At 71.3% G+C, this 16465-nt stretch carries 7 protein-coding genes; 5 read left to right on the forward strand and 2 right to left on the reverse strand.

Annotated elements, in window-relative coordinates; genetic code table 11:
- The first annotated feature begins 20 nt into the window (after positions 1-20).
- The 4 genes from OG385_RS34500 to OG385_RS34515 are packed head-to-tail and all read left to right on the forward strand — an operon-like array spanning position 21 to position 14147.
- Positions 21-5414 (forward strand): type I polyketide synthase, encoded by a 5394-nt coding sequence (locus tag OG385_RS34500; RefSeq protein WP_266861833.1) that lies wholly within the window; start codon positions 21-23, stop codon positions 5412-5414.
- Entirely contained in the window at positions 5411-7744 is a 2334-nt protein-coding gene (locus OG385_RS34505) for a lantibiotic dehydratase (protein WP_266861835.1), read from the forward strand. The genes OG385_RS34500 and OG385_RS34505 overlap by 4 nt, the downstream gene beginning before the upstream one ends.
- A complete protein-coding gene (locus OG385_RS34510; protein ID WP_266861837.1) occupies positions 7741-10677 on the forward strand; it encodes an AMP-binding protein in 2937 nt (978 codons plus the stop codon). The genes OG385_RS34505 and OG385_RS34510 overlap by 4 nt, the downstream gene beginning before the upstream one ends.
- Positions 10674-14147 carry a condensation domain-containing protein gene (locus tag OG385_RS34515; RefSeq protein ID WP_266861839.1) on the forward strand — a complete coding sequence of 1158 codons (3474 nt, stop codon included), beginning with the start codon at positions 10674-10676 and terminating at the stop codon, positions 14145-14147. Before OG385_RS34510 ends, OG385_RS34515 begins: the two co-directional genes overlap by 4 nt.
- Positions 14148-14312: 165 nt before the next feature.
- On the opposite strand, the gene OG385_RS34520 is transcribed toward OG385_RS34515, so the two are convergent.
- Positions 14313-14693 (reverse strand): Zn-ribbon domain-containing OB-fold protein, encoded by a 381-nt coding sequence (locus OG385_RS34520; RefSeq protein WP_266862176.1) that lies wholly within the window; start codon positions 14691-14693, stop codon positions 14313-14315.
- A 121-nt stretch (positions 14694-14814) separates the two neighbouring features.
- Entirely contained in the window at positions 14815-15516 is a 702-nt protein-coding gene (locus OG385_RS34525) for a TetR family transcriptional regulator (RefSeq protein WP_266861841.1), read from the reverse strand.
- Between the two features lie 107 nt (positions 15517-15623).
- Between OG385_RS34525 and OG385_RS34530 the strand changes: the two genes are divergently transcribed.
- Entirely contained in the window at positions 15624-16409 is a 786-nt protein-coding gene (locus OG385_RS34530) for an electron transfer flavoprotein subunit beta/FixA family protein (RefSeq protein ID WP_266859725.1), read from the forward strand.
- The last annotated feature ends 56 nt before the right edge of the window (positions 16410-16465 follow it).

Raw genomic sequence — 16465 nt, forward strand, 5'->3', positions numbered from 1 at the left:
CGTTGATCGAGGAGGCCTCTGTGGACGATGACGACAAGATCGCGGTGGTCGGGGTCGCAGCGAAGGTCCCCGGCGCGTCTTGCGTCGACGCCTACTGGCTGAACCTCATCCGGGGCAAGGAGTCCGTGGCAGCGCTGAGCGACGAGCACCTGCGCGACCACGGTGTCTCCGAGGAGCTGTTGACGAACGCCGCGTACGTCAAGGCGGCCGCCCTGGCGCCGGACGCCCAGTACTTCGACGCCGGCCTGTTCTCCATGACCCCTCGGGAAGCGCGGACCTGCGACCCGCAGATCCGCCTGTTCCTCGAAACGGCCCACGCCGCCATCGAGAACGCCGGCTACGACCCGACCACCATCAGCGCGGGAACCGGAGTCTTCGCCTCAGCCGGCGCGCCGCTCTACCACGAACACCACCTGCGCCCTCAGAAGGACGCCCTGGGTTTTCCGCTCGCCGATGTATCGACCCTCAACCTCGGCGGCTACATCGCCACCATGGCTTCGTACAAGCTCAACCTGCACGGACCCAGCATGACTGTGCAGACCGCCTGCTCCAGCACCTTGGTCGCCTTGCACCTGGCATGCCAGTCGCTGCGCACCGGGGACTGCGACACCGCGCTCGTCGGAGGGGCCAGCATCGACTTCCCGTACGGGCACGGCTACCTCTGGTCGGAAGGCGGAGTCCAGTCCCGCAGCGGCCACTGCCGGCCCTTCGACGCGGCGGCCGACGGCACCGTGTTCGGCGGGGGCGCCTGTGCCGTCCTGCTGAAGAGGCTTCCCGACGCGCTCGCCGACCACGATCACATCCGCGCCGTGATCCGCGGGAGCGCGATCAACAACGACGGGTCAGACAAGGTCAGTTTCGGCGCGCCCAGCGCGGCCGCGCAGCGGGCGGTCGTGAGCGAAGCGCTGGCCGTGGCCGACGTACGGCCGCGCGACATCTCGTACGTCGAGGCGCACGGGACCGGCACCGTCGTGGGAGATCCGATCGAGATCAGCGCGCTGACCGACGCCTTCACCTCCCTCGCCGAGGAACCGCTCCCGGTCGGCAGCTGCTCCCTCGGGTCGGTGAAGGGCAACATCGGGCATCTGGGGCCAGTGGCCGGCCTGGCGGGATTCATCAAGGCGGTACTCGCGCTGGAACACGAGCAGCTGCCGCCCAGCATCAACTACCGGTCGCCCAACCCCCGGCTCGGCCTCGGATCCTCGCTGTTCCGCGTACAGGACCGGCTCACCGCCTGGCCGCGGGACCCCCGGCAGCCACGCCGTGCGGGCGTCAGTTCCATGGGCATCGGCGGCTCCAACGCCCACGTCGTACTGGAGGAGCCCCCCGCCGTCCCCGCCGCCCTGCATCAAGGGGAACCGCGTCTGGTGGTCTGGTCGAGCCCCACCGCGGAAGCCGAGCCGGCCGTCCGCGCCGGCCTCGCCGATGCCTTCCTGCAACTGGGCGAAGAGGTGTTCGCGGATGCGGTCGCGACTCTGCAGCACGGCCGCCGGACCCACCCGGTCCGAGCGGCGGCCGTATGCGTCGGCGCGCACGACGCGGCCACCACCATGACGGCGGCCGAGACCGGCCGGATCCTGGTCTCGCGTCGGCCGCGGACGAGCCCGCCCTCTATCTGCCTGCTGTTCCCCGGCCAGGGTTCCCAGCATGTGGAGATGGCGCACGGCCTCTACCGGAGCGTGCCGGGTTTCGCGCGGGCATTCGACGAGTGGCTCGACCGACTGGACGCCCCTGACCTGCCGCTGCGCGACTGCTGGCGCGGTGCCGCCGGGCTCGACATCACCGAGACTTCCCTCGCCCAGCCTCTGCTGTTCGCCGCCGAACTCGCCCTGGCGCAGATGTGGCAGCAGGCGGGCGTTCGCCCCGCCGCCCTCCTCGGCCACAGTCTGGGCGAACTGGCGGCCGCCACTGTCGCCGGGATCCTCGAACCGGACGCGGCCGCCGCACTCGTCCTGGCCCGCGCCAGGGCGATGCGCGATCACCCGGCCGGTGGCGGCATGCTCGCTGCCGCGACCGGTGCGGACGCGCTCCGCGACGTTCTCACCGGGACGGTCACCGTGGCCGTGATCAACCGGGCGGATCAGGTGGTGCTGGCCGGGTCCGACGACGACCTCGCCGACGTGGCCGAGGAGCTGACCGACCGCGGTGTCGCACACACCCGGCTGCCGACGTCGAGTGCCTTTCACACGCCGCTGCTCCGGGACGCCGCCCGGGCGTTCGAGAAGGCCTTCACCGGCGTGACCCTGTCGCCGCCGGCCCTGCCCGTCTACTCGGCCGCCACCGGACGCCTCATCTCCGCGGACGAGGCCGTCGACCCGGCCTTCTGGGTGCGTCAGCTCGTGGAACCCGTACAGTTCGCCACCGCCCTCGACGCGCTGGTGGAGACCGGGCCCGGCGTGCTTCTAGAGGTCGGTCCAGGGCAGGTACTCACCGAGCTGGCCCGCCGCCACGAGCGGGCCCGGGACGCCTCCGTCGCCGTGGTGCCGACGCTGCCGAGGCGTGGCGGGACGGCTGCGGCCGACGATGCCGATCCGGACATGACCGCCCTGCTGACCGCCGCGGCCCACCTGTGGGTGGCGGGTGCCGATGTCTCCTGGGAGGCTGTCGGGCAGGCTCCGCTGCGCCACCGGATCCCGCTGCCCGGCTACCCCTACCAGCGGAAGCAGCACTGGGTCGAGGCGCCGCAGGCAGCTGACCTCGTGACCGGGCCGGATCCGACCGCCGAAGCCCACGCCGCGCCACCGCCGACTGCCACGGGAACCGGCACCGACACGGGTCGGTCCAGCCCGTTCTCGACCCTGCGCTGGACCTCCTCCGCTCTGACACCACCCCCTCTCATCCGCGCGGGGGCAACAGCCGTCGTCCTGCTCCCTGCCGCCGCAGACCGCGCGGACGACGTGGTGGCCGCGCTCGAACACGCCGGGACGCACACGATCCGGGTCCGTCCGGCCGACGCCTACCGCCACGACGGTGACGAGTTCGGCATCCGCCCCGGTGCCACCGCCGACATCGAGCGGGTCTTCGCCGCGCTGGCCCGCCACGGGACCGAGGCCGACCTCCTGGTACATGCCATCACGGCTGCTCCATGGCCGCCGGCGTCGACGGCCACCGTCCGACAGCAGCTGGACGACAGCTTCTTCAGCGCCCTCGCGCTCGCCCAGCACGGTCTGCGGACCGGCACCACGGGCCGCGTCCCCGAGCTCATCACGCTCACCTCGGGCGCGGTCGACGTCTCAGGAGCCGACCCGGTCGACCCGGTGAAGGCGAGCGTCCACGGGGTCATCCGCACCCTGGCCGCCGAACTGCCGCGGCAACGCTGCAAGGTCATCGACTTCTCCGCCAACACTCCCGTCGACGCACTGAGCGATGAACTCTGCCGTGCCGGTGAGGACCTCGTCGTCGCGCTGCGCGGGCGTCACCGCTGGGTGCCCCGGGAGACACCGCTGCTCCTGCCCCCGAACCAGGCACCGGCTCTTCGTTCCGGAGGTGTGTACGTCATCACCGGAGGGATGGGCGCACTCGGCCTGGCGACTATGCGCAGCATCGCCGCGACCGGCATCCGGCCGCGTATCGCGCTGCTGGGTCGCACCCTTCCCGCCACCGAAGAGCCCGTGGACACCTGGTCGGCCGACGTCACGACCGCCGTACGGGACGCCACCGCGCTCGGGGCCGAGGTGCGCCTGCTCGCGTGCGACGTCGGTGACCCGCGGCAGGTCCGGCGCACGCTCGACATCGTCGCGGCCGCCTTCGGGCCGGTCCAGGGGCTGCTGCATCTCGCGGGGGTCGCGGGCAACGGGATTCTGCAGGTCCGCGATCCTGAGCGGGCCGCCGATGTGCTCCGCCCCAAGGTGCACGGGACGCTCGCCCTCGCGGAGGCGCTCGCCGGCCGGCCGGCACTCGACTGGATCGTGTTCTTCTCAAGTCGTGCCGCCGTCGACGGCCTCGTAGGCGGCGGCGACTACGCCGCGGCGAACGCGGTCATGGACCTGTGCACGCGCCTCGACCTGTTCCCCGCGGACCGGGTGCTGAGCATCAACTACCCGAGCTGGACCACCGTCGGCATGGCCAGCCGACCCGACGGCGCGCCCGCGGCCGGCACACTGCACTGGACCACCACGCTCGACGCCGAGAACACCTGGGCGCTCGACGAGCACCGGCTCGACGGCACTCCCATCCTCCCCGGAACCGCCCATATCGACCTGGTCATCTGCGCGTTCGGCCGGACCGTGCCGGAGGGCACCGACCGTGCGCTGGTGCTCTCCGATGTGGCTTTCGTCGCGCCCTTGACCGCGCGGCGGCCGAGGCGCGTGACGGTCGTGTTCGCCGCCGACGGTGCGCGCCACCGCTTCGAGGTCCGCTCCCAGCCCGCGGACGACACGACCGCGCGGTGGGTCACGCACGCCACCGGACGGATCGAACGCCGGAGTGTCGAGGCGCCCGCCTGCGATCTCACGGCACTGCGCAAGGCCACCCGTCCGACGGGAGGATCCGCTGCCGGGGCCTTCGCACTCGGAGCACGCTGGGACTCCGTCGTGGAGGTCCGCGACAGTGCGCACGAGAGGCTTGTCGAGCTGCGGCTCCCCGCGCAGTTCACCGACGATCTCCGCACGCATCCGCTGCATCCGGCACTGCTGGATCTGGCGACCTCCGCGCTGCGGGGGTGCCCGGGTCCCGGCCCCGAGGACCGGGCCGACGAGGCGTATCTGCCCTTCCTCTACCGTGCGCTCACGGTCTTCGCCCCGCTTCAGCAAGAGGTCTCGGCCCGCGTCCGGCGGAAGGAGAGCCACCACGGACAGCTCGTGGCGGACATCGACGTCATCGGCGCCGACGGCATCCTCCTCGTCTCCGTGGAAGGCTTCACGATGCGGAGGATCGACCGGACCGCGTTCGACGCCGACCACGGTGGCCACGAGGCCGACACCCAGGACCACGCCGGCATCGACCCGTCCGTCGGAACCGACATCCTGATGCGTCTGCTCTCCGCGAGGACCCCCGAGCAGATACTTGTCCGCCCGCACCGGAACGGCCGACCGGTGCCCGTACCGTCCACCGCAGACCCCACGTCCGGACTGCCGACTTCCGAATCCATGCGCGCGGAGTCTTCCCGGCCACGACCGCAAGCAGAGCCCGTAAGCGCGCCAACGAGGCCCACGGCACCGGCCGTTGAGTCCCCCACCGATACGCCGGACTCGACCTCGGACCGACTTCGCGGCCTGTGGGCGCGCACCCTGGGGCACGACCAGTTCGCACCCGACGACGACTTCTTCGACCTTGGGGGCAACTCGCTGACCGCGATTGAACTGATGGCCCAGATCCGGGAGGCGTTCGACATCGAGTTGACCGTCGGGTTCCTCTTCGAAGCCCCCACCTTGGCCGAGCTCGCCGAGGTCATCGACCAGCGGGTGCGGTCATGACAGCCGCGCCGCACACCTCCACCGCCCCCGGGGCGCCTTCGGCGCATCCCGCACACCGCCTCACACTGCATGGCGACTGGTCGCTGTGGCGGCTGGCCGCCCTGCGCAGCGCCGGCATGCCGATCTCATGGCTCGACGGTTTCGCGGTGCCCGACTGCGCGGACGACGACTCCGACACCCGCAGCCGCGAGACCTCCGCAGCGGCCGTACGCTCGGTCGTCGCGCAACCCGCCTTCCTCGAAGCTGTCACCTGGCAGAACCCGGCACTCATCCGGAACTGGATGGGCCGCTTCGCCGCCGATCTCGCCGCGGACGGAGACGGACGTCTCTCCCGCAGAGACCAGCGCGAAGCCCTCGTCGCCTTCCTCGCACAGCGCTACTGCGCGAAGAACGAGACCATCGGCTTCTTCGGCCCCGTCGCCTGGGCCCGGTTCACCGACGACCAGGCCGGGGTCACGACACGCGGCACGGCCGGGCTGCGCAGCCGCACCCTCTTCCGCGAGCACTGGGCCGTCGACGCGATCGCCCGTGCCTTCGCGGAGCGGCCGGCCCTCCACACCCACCTGATCGCCCGGCGGCACCCGGCGTGCTCCTTCGACGGCGGAGTGCTGCGCCGGCCGCGACGCCGACCGCAGCCCCTGGACCCCGACGAAGCCGCCCTGGCCGCCGCCCTCGACCGTCCGCGCCGGGTGGGTGAACTGCTCAGCGCCTACGGACCTCCCGAATCGGCTCCGGCCACCGCGCGGGCACTGGAGCGGCTCACGGCGACCGGAGCGGTCCTCGTCGGATTCCCGGTGCCGGTCACCGATCAGCCGGAAGACGCACTGCGCGCACACCTCTCACAGATCCCGGACGAGAAGCTGCGCGACAGCCTGCTGGCCGAACTCGCCCCCCTCGACGAAGCCGTCGACGCCGTCGCGGCCACGGCCGGCGACCCGGTGGCGCTGCGCGGCGCACTGGACCGGCTCGGGGCAGAGTTCCGGTCCCTGACCGGAGTCGGCGCTCAACGCGCCAAGCCCGATCGTGACCTCGGGCGGTGCATCGTGTACGAGGACTGCCGACGGGACCTCGACGTCGACATCGGCACGGACCTGATCAAGGATCTCCGTGCCCCGCTCGGACTCCTCCTGGACACCGCCCGCTGGCTCGTGTGCGAGAACGGAGCGGAGCTGGAGCGAGACCTCGCGGCCCGGGCGGAATCCCTGCATGCCGCCTCCGGACGGCCGGTAGGACTGTGCGACCTGGTGATGGCCTCCGGAGACATCCTCAGCGGACTGCCCGGCAGCGCGGTCTCGCGGGTCGCCGCGGACTTCCGGGCCCGCTGGGCGGAACTGCTCGCCACCGCCACCGAATCCTCGGCGTCCTCGGTCCGGCTCAGCACCGCGGTGACGGCCCCGCTGGTGCGCCTGCTGTTCCCTGCCGGCCCGGTCCGGTGGCGCGCCGCCCGGCAGCACAGTCCTGACCTGATGCTCCGCGCTCGCCCCGGCCGCCGTCCGCAATGGGTGCTCGGCGAACTGCACCTCGCCGTCAACACGCTGGAGAACCGCGCCTTCGCCACCCAGGCCGACGATCGTGCGGAGCTGCTCACGGCCACCGCGGCCGACTTCCCCGACGGCCGCTTCGTGCCCGTGTACCCGGCCGCTTCACCAGCGGTCACCTCACGCACCTACCCTCCGCCTGCTCTCGACCTTCCCGAGCTCTACCAGTACTGGTCCTGGACCGCGGACGAGGGGCATCCCTCGGGCAGCACCGTTCTGCCCGGCGCCGGTCTGCTCGTCGAACAGGACGACAGCAGCCGACTCGTCGTCCGCCCGGCCGACGGCAACTGGCGGGCGCCGCTCACCGAAGTGCTCGGCGAATTCCTCACCGCAGTCGTCGCGAACCAGTTCAGCATCCGGCCCCTGGCCGCCCATCAGCCCCGTCTGCTGCTCGACGACGTGGTCATCGCACGGGAGACCTGGCATCTGCCGGTGTCCGAGCTCCCGTATACCGTCGACAACGACTACCGTCACCGCGCGCTGCGCCGGCGGTTGCAGGAGCTGGGCATGCCGCGCTGGGTGTTCGCCCGGACCCCGGACCAGCCGAAGCCCTACCTCGTCGACCAGGACGCGCCGCTGTCCCTGCGCAACCTCGCACGTGGCCTGCGCCGGAGCGCCGCCTCCGAGGCCTCCACCGCCGTCACCTTCACCGAGATGCTCCCCGCCCCCGACGAACTGTGGCTCGCCGGACCCGGCGGCCGGCCGCACACCAGCGAACTGCGCATCGTCGTCCACGACGACGCCCAGGTCACGTCCCCGCTGACCACGCCAGATCGGACGGCCTCCGCATGACCGCATTCTCGTCAGCCTGGTTCAGCGACGTGGTCAATCCGGACGGGGACGGACCTCTCGTGATCGCGCTGCCCTACGCCGGTGGCTCGGGGCGCGCGTTCCGTCAACTGCACCCGTACCTGCCCGGCGACAGCGTTCTGGTGATCGTCGACCTGCCGGGACACGGCCCCCGGCTGTCCGAACCCTGCCTGCGCGACGCGGACGACATCGTCACCGGGCTGCTCGGGGCGCTGGAAGAACTCCCGGCGGAACGGTTCGTCCTCCTGGGGTACAGCATGGGCGGGTGGCTCGCCTACGAGGCGGCCGCACGACTCACCGACGCGGGAACTCCCGCCATGGGCCTCGTCGTGTGCGGCACTCGCGCTCCCCAGACCGGGATCGGGCACCCTTCGGTCACGACGCACCCCCCTGGCCGGGACTTCCTCCGGGCCGCCGTCGAGATGGGGCTCGCCGCCCCGGAAATGCTCAAGGTCCCGGGCATGGCCGAACTCTTCGCCGAGCCTCTGCACGCGGACTTCGCGGTCGTGCAGAGCTACCGCCACCGGCCGCGCCCCGCGCTCCCCGTGCCGAGCTGCGTCGTCGGCTTCGACTCCGACTGGCTGGTGCCCGAGCCGTCACTCCGGGCCTGGGACGACGTGTGCGCGCATCCGCTGCACCGCCGCGTCGAGGGCACCCATCTCGCCCTGCACGAGGACGAAGTGGCGTTCGGCGCAGCGGTGGCGGCAGGAGTGGCGCACATCATTGCCTCCTGTCCGCCGCGGCCGGTCGCCTCGGGCAGGCCGGCCCCGGCTCGGCGGCCCGGCGAGGGGGACCCCGCGGAGCGGGCCGTCCCCGACGGCGTCACCGCGGTGGGCCTCGTGGCGCAGACTGCGCGGCGGGCACCGGACGCACCGGCCATCGTGGACAAGGGCCGCGTCGTCTACACGTATCAGGAGCTCCTGAAGCTCTCGGCGCAGGTCGCCCGGCTTCTCCACGAGCAGCGCATCGAAGCGGGCCACCATGTGGCGTTCATCGGACGGCGCGATCCGGGATCCGTCGTCGCGATCCTCGGCATCGCCCTGGCGGGTGCCGCGTTCGTGCCCATCAGCGACAAGTGGCCGCTCGAACGGACGGCGTACGTCCTGCGCTCGACCGGGGTGCGCTGCCTGCTCGGTTTCGCCGACGACCTGGCCCTGTTCGAGCAACTCGGTGCCGCATGTCCCGATCTCACCGATGTCGTACTCCTCGATGTCGCCACGGAAGACCCGCCACGGCCACGCCCCACGCGACCGCCCACCGAACAGGCCGCAACCGAAGCGGACTTCACGGAGGTCGCCGACCGCGTCATCGCCGAAGAGCCGCGCACCGTCCTGCAGATCGGTCTGGGGCAGGGCGAACTGCTGAAGCGTGTCGCACCTCATGTGGACCTGTTCACCGCCGTCGACGCGGACCACGACGCGATCCGCACGGCGACCGCATGGGCCCAGGACCACGGCGTGTTCGCCGATCTCCAGGTGGGCCACCCGGACCACCTCGGTGAACTGGTGTCGACCACCGTCGACGTGGCCGTCCTGCCCGCGGGTCCCTCCCCAGCACTGCTGAGCGCCGTCGCCGCCGTCGTGCGGCCCGGCGGTGCCGTACTCCTGCCGGGTCCCGCACCGCACGAACCCAGCTCCGCCTGGGCGGTACAGCCCCCGGCGCAGGACTGTCACACGACTGTGCTGCGCCGGACAGACCTGCCACCGGATACGGCGGGAGGACCCACCCAGCGCGTGCACACCAGGTGGCACCTCGCCCGGCAGCCCGATTCCCCGCCACCCGTCTCGGCGGGTCCGGGCGATGTCGCCTATGTGATCTACACTTCCGGCTCCACCGGCCATCCCAAGGGCGTCGCGGTCAGCAACAGCGCACTGCTCACCACACTCTCGGGCTCCGCCGAACAGTTCGCCGTCCAAGCCGACGACACACTCCTGCAAGTGACGTCGTTCTGTTTCGACCTCTCCGTCTTCGACGTCTTCGGGGTGCTGTCCGCAGGGGGCGCCCTGCGCATCGCCGACGACACCGAGATCGACGAACCTCGCCTGCTGGCAAGGGTGTTGCTCGGCGAAAAGATCACCGTGTGGAACTCGGCCCCCTCGATGTTCTCCTGGCTCCTCCTGTTCCTCACCGGAAGCGAGGCGCCGCCCGAGCAGCGAACGTCGCTGCGCCTGATGCTGCTCGCCGGCGACTGGATCCCGGTGTCCATGCCCGACGAGACGCGTGAAGTGTTTCCCAAGGTGCGGATCGTCAATCTGGGCGGCGCCACCGAGACCGCCGTCTGGTCGTGCTTCTACGAGATCGACTCCGTGGACCCGGAGTGGGCGAGCATTCCCTACGGGCGCCCGCTGAAGGGCTCGCACTACTACATCCTCGACGAGCAGCGACAACCCGTCGTGCTCGACGAAGTCGGCCAGATCTACGCGGCCGGGGACTCGCTCGCGCTCGGCTACCACGGCGACCCCGCGCAGACCGCGCGGAGCTTCGTCCCCGACCCGTTCCGGCCCGGACAGCGTATGTACGCCACCGGTGACCGCGGCCGCTGGCGGGCGGACGGGCAGATGCAGTTGCTGGGCCGGATCGACCACCAGGTGAAGATCCGCGGATACCGCGTCGAACTCGGGGAGATCGAGGCCGTGATGGCCAGTGCGCGGAATGTTCGCTCGGCCGTCGTCGTCACCTGCTGCCGCGGCGGCAACCGGACGCTCGCCGGCTTCTACACCTGCCGCGGATCCGGGACATCCACCGCCGAGATGCGCGAGCTGCTGGCCTCCCGTCTCCCGCCGTACATGATCCCGGGCCATCTCGACCGCCTGGACGCACTCCCCCTCACCACCAACGGCAAAGTCGACCGGGACGCGCTGGCGCGGCGCGTGCTCCAGGTCGGTTCTGCCATCTCCACCGAAGAGCAGCAGTGACCGGCCCCGACAGCGGTCTCGCCCGCCGGCTGCACGCCATCTGGACCGACCTGCTCGGCGGCTCCGACCCGGATGCCGGATTCCTCGAAGCGGGCGGACACTCGGTGCTGGCGGCCCGGCTCATCGCCCGTATCGGCACCGAGCTCGACGCCACACTCAGCCTCGCCACTCTCATCAGGGACAACCCTTCGTTCCATGACCTCGTCGCTCTTGTCGAACGGACCAGGCGCGATCCCTCTCCTGCCGGACCACGTCCCGCCGCCCCGGAGCCGACCGCCGACAACCACCAGGGACCGGCGCCCATCTCTCCCGCCATGCGCAGAATCTGGACGTGGCACCAACTCCACCCGGACTCCCCCGCCTACAACGTGGTCCGGGTCCTCACGCTCGACGCCCAGCTGCAGCCGGCGACACTCCGCGCCGCCCTGGCGGACCTCGCAGAGCGTCATGACGCCTTGCGTTGCCGCGTCGTCGAACCCGCGCCCGCCCGCGCCGAGATCGTCATCGACGAGGCAGTCCCGGTACCACTCAAGATCGACGTCGTGCACGGCACATCACACGACGACGTCGCCGACCAGGTCGACGCCGCACTGCGCCGGACCGCCGACCGGCCGATCCCCCTCGACACCGCACCCCTGTGGCGGTGCGGCCTCGTCTGGTCGCCCGGCACCGGGCGCACCTGGATCGCCCTGGTGATGCATCACCTCATCAGCGACCTGCGCTCCTCGGACATCGTGCTCAACGACCTTGCGACCGCCTACGCCGCACGCCAGGACGGAACCGCACCGCAGTGGCCGCGCCCGGCCCCCGGTCTCCTGCCCCACCTGCGCCGCCAGGCCGGCCACGCCGACTCCGCGCGGTGGCAGGCCGACCTCGACTGGTGGGGTGAGCGGCTGGCGGCCCGCGCCCGCATCCCGCTGGCCGGGCCCGCGCCATACGCAGCCGGGCCTGACGAGCACCGGGCCACCACCCACACCTTCGACCTGCCGGCCCGGGCCGCCCGCGCGGTGGACTCGATGGTGCGCGGCGCCGGAATCACACCGGCGGTCTTCTTCCTGACCATCGCCACCACGATCCTCGCCGCACGCTCCGGAGGCGACTCGGGTGTGGTCGGAGTGCCGAGCCTGCGGATGGCGGAGCCCTCCGACGAACGGACCGTGTCCTTCCTCCTCGACACCTTGCTGCTGGACCCCGGCGATCCCGCCGCGGACCAGCGCACCGTCGTCGAGGCATGTGCGGCGACACGCCTCACGCTCCTCGACGCCGTGGACCACGCGACGCCCACCTACGACGAGATCCTCGACCGCCTGCATCTCCCCCGCACGTCCCGCAGTCCACTCATCCGGCTCTGGTTCAACGACCTCACCGGGGCAGCTCCACCGGCGCGGTTCGCCGACCACGCGAGCGCGGAATACGACCTCCCGCCCGGATGGGCACTGTTCGACCTCAGCCTGTACGTCAAACGCACGGCCGACGGCTACCGCCTGCACCTCGCCGCCCCGCAGCGATCGGCGCACCACGACGTCGTCGATCTCACCGATCTCGCCGAGCAGGTGGCACGGGTCTGCTCAGCTGCCGCAGCCGACCCGCAGGGCCGGCTCGCCGACCTCTTGCCGCCGGCGCGGAACGACGCACACCGCACCGAACCACCCGCCCCCGGCCACGTACCGTCAACGGTCGAGCTCCTCACCCGTGCGGCGGCCGAACAGCCCACCGCCCCGGCTCTCGACACCGGCGGCGGAGTCGTCGACCGGCGCACATTCGATGACGCCGTCACCGCCCGCGCCGCCCAGGTGCGGGCAACGGCCGATGCCGGAGACCTCGTCGTCCTGCCCGCCCGCCGGGACCGTCTCTTCGTCGAGCGGCTCCTCGCCTGTCTGCGTGCCGAGGTCACCCCCGTACTGATCGATGCCGCGTGGCCGAAGGCACGCCGTGACGCAGCGGCTCTGGGCAGCCGCGCCTCCCATGGGTTCCCCGACGACGACGGCCCCCTGCAAGCTCTTCCCGCCCCGGCCCCGCCCCCGCAGGCGCACGGCCTTCCCGCGCCGGCCCATGTGCTCTTCACCTCCGGCACGACCGCCGACCCGCTCCCGGTACTCGTACCGACACCGGTCACCGACGCCGCGATCGCCGACCTCGCGGACCGGCTCGGAGTAGGCGGCGAAGACCGCATCGCCCTGCTCAGCGGACCGGCCCACGACCCTGCCCTGCGCGACATCGGCCTCGCGGTCCGGACGGGAGCGTGCCTCTGCCTGCCCACGCCCAGTGAGCAGGCCGACCTCACCACGCTGGCCCCGTGGCTGCACACCCGGAGGATCAGCGTCCTCAGCGCGACCCCGAATCTGCTGGCCCTGGCCCTCGGTGCGGCTCGCAGCCCCCAACTCCTCCCCCATCTGCGCCTCGTCATCTGCGGGGGCGCCCCGCTCACCACCGCAACGGCGGCACTGATCAGGTCGCGGGCGCCGAAAGCCGTCATCGTCAACGGCTACGGATGCGTCGAGACCCCGCAACTGGTGGTCGCTCACCGCCTCGATCCCGACGACCCGCTCCCCGACACCTCACACGTACCCATCGGTCGTCCGCTGCCCGGCAGAAGGGTCGAGCTCCGGACCGCGGACGGGCGCCGGTGCGCCGACGGAGAGCGCGGTGAACTCTGGGTCGGCGAACCGTGGATCGCGTCCGGCTACCTCACCGACGCACCCGAGCGGTTCGTCACCGGCTCCCGCCGCCTGGTGCGCACCGGCGACCTCGCGCAGCGGGACTCGACCGGGCTGCTCCACCTGGTCGGCCGCCTCGACCGGCAGGTTCTGGTCAATTCCCACCGTGTCCTGCTGGACGAGGTGGAAGCCGCGGCACGCGGCTGCCCCGAGGTCGCGGACGCGGTGGCCGAACTCGTCGGCGACGAGGGCCACCAGGCGCTGCGGCTGTGGGTGCAGCCCATGGCTGCTGGGTCGCGTCCGCAGGAGGCGGCCGTGCGCACGCATCTCACCGAAGTGCTCGCCGCGCCGGCCCTTCCCGCCACGATCACCTTCGTCGACCGGCTTGACCTGTCCGCGAACCTCAAGCCCGCCGCCCCAGGCGCGGGAGCACTCACCGCGTCTTCCCCCATCTCGCTCGACGCCCGGCTCCACGACACCGCGGCCGCGGTGCTCGGCCACCCCGTCCCCGCCACGGCCAACTTCTTCGACGCCGGCTTCACCTCGATCACACTCCTGCAATTCGGGGCAGAACTGAGCACCGTCCTCGGTCGGCGGGTGGAACCTCTCTGGCTGTTCCAGCACCCGAACCTGCGGGCGCTCACGGTCGCTCTCGACCTCACCGCCCACCCTCCTGCCGGGGCTGACGGCTCCCGTCACGGCACTCCGCCGCCTCACCACCCCAGAAGGCCCGGAGGGCAGGAGAGCCGCGAGCGACTGCGTGACGCCCGGCGCCGGGCCAGGCAGCAGCCCCCCACATCCACGGACCAGTGATCGGAGGCCGGTTGGTGATGGTGGATCAGGTGACGCTCGGACTCGGCAGTCTGACGGAGGTCGCCGTATCCGGGCGGCCGGCACCGGGGCCGCTGCCCCGACCGGTGCGGCGCGATTGACTTCGCAGCATCAGGCACGCCTCCCGGACAGGAAGGCAGGCCGCACCTACTGGTTGCGGGTGCGGGCGCCCGTGTCACAGAGTTCGAGGACGACCTCGCCGGCCTTCGGACCCCCGCCGCCATCGGCACCGGCGACGGGACGCACGTGGGCACCCACCCACACGAGGTGCGGTGCGGCGCCCACGACGCGGCACCGGAACACGAAGCCCTCCGGGAACCGGACGACGGACTCGTTGCGCGCCACCTCGGTGTACCGGTGCACGACGGTGGACCGCACCACTACCCCGTGGCCGTCACTGCGCTCCGCATCCATATCGCTGGATGCGCACACCGGACACAGAAGCCTCCGGAACGAAGCGGTGCCGCACCAGCGGCAGCGCTGATACGACAACCCGGCTTCCTGTTGCGCCCCCGACGGGGCACTCATCTCTGACTGGGACACAGCTCGGCCCTCCGCACTCGACGGATGCGCCCGCATCGCGCGCCGGCGCATCCGCACCATATGGCACTGAGTGCCGAGCAGTAAAGGTACTGAGTGCCAAATATGGTCAGTCCTCGCCGAGAGCCGACTCGATCCTCTGCACCACACGCCACATGGGCGCGTCCTTCGAGGCGACCACGACGACGATGTCCTCGCCCGCGGACCGGTCGCCGGCCTCCTCTCCCACCTCGGCCCAGGCCCGGCGTACGAGCCCGAGCGCATGGTCCACCGCCGCCTCGGGGTCTCCCTCTCCGCCCGAACGCAGCCATGAACGCAGGCCGTTGTTGTGCGCGGCGACCACCGCGGCGGCAATCACCTCGGCCCGCAGCGCACTGTCCGGGGCACCCTCGTAACGGGCCCGGAGGTATCCCGCCATCGTCCGCTCGTAGCGGCGTACCACTGACAGCTCATAGGTGCGCAGGCCTGGGACCTCACGGGTCAGGCGGTAGCGCTGGAGGGAGAATTCCGGGTTCTTCGCATACAGCCGCAGCACGAGCTTGGCCCCGTCGCACACCACCTGCACCGGGTCGCCGTCGGCCGCCTCCAGAAGTGCGGTCATGTCGGCGAGACAGCGCTCGTGATCGGGAAAGACCGCGTCCTCCTTGGAGGGGAAGTACCGGAAGAACGAGCGCCGTCCGACTCCCGCCCGAGCCACGATGTCGTCCACGGTCGTCTCTTCGAAACCCCGCTCCAGAAAGAGCTGGAACGCCGCCTCGGCCAGCACCTCCCGCATGGATGCCTTCTTGGCTGATCTGCGCACCTCGGTCATGCCGGGAACCTAACACCAGGCGGCCCGGAGAGCACTGCGTACCTTTACAGAGGGTACTGAGTGCCATATGTTCTCTTCAGATGGTGCCCCCAGCTAGGAGAGCCGGCGTGAGCTTGAGGATCGTTGTCTGTGTGAAGTACGTGCCCGATGCCACTGGTGACCGGCATTTCGCCGATGACCTGACGCTGGACCGTGAGGATGTCGACGGGCTGCTGTCGGAGCTCGACGAGTACGCGGTGGAGCAGGCGCTCCAGATCGCGGGCGAGGCCGACGACGCGGAGATCACTGTTCTGACGGTGGGTCCTGAGGATGCGAAGGACGCGTTGCGCAAGGCGTTGTCGATGGGTGCGGACAAGGCTGTTCATGTCGAGGACGACGATCTGCATGGCACGGATGTGATGGGTACGTCGCTGGTGCTCGCGAAGGCGATCGAGAAGACCGGGTATGACCTGGTGGTCTGTGGGATGGCGTCGACGGACGGCACGATGGGTGTGCTTCCGGCGCTGCTCGCCGAGCGGCTCGGGGTCCCGCAGGTGACGCTGCTGTCGGAGGTGTCGGTCGATGGCACCACGGTCAGGGGCCGCCGTGACGGTGACACGGCCAGTGAGCAGCTGGAGGCGTCGCTGCCGGCTGTGGTGTCGGTGACGGACCAGTCGGGTGAGGCCCGCTATCCGTCGTTCAAGGGGATCATGGCGGCGAAGAAGAAGCCGGTTCAGTCGCTGGATCTGGAGGATCTGGACCTGGAGGCCGGTGTGGTCGGTCTGGAGGGTGCGTGGACCCGGGTCGATTCGGCGGCGCAGCGTCCGGCGCGTACCGCGGGCACGATCGTCAAGGACGAGGGCGAGGGCGGCAAGCAGCTGGCTGAGTACCTCGCGGGCCAGAAGTTCATCTGAGGCCCTCCCGTCCCCCTCATCCGCCCTCTGACTCATCCGCCCCTGATTCTTCGTAT

The organism is Streptomyces sp. NBC_01306 (assembly GCF_026340465.1).
Classification (GTDB): domain Bacteria; phylum Actinomycetota; class Actinomycetes; order Streptomycetales; family Streptomycetaceae; genus Streptomyces.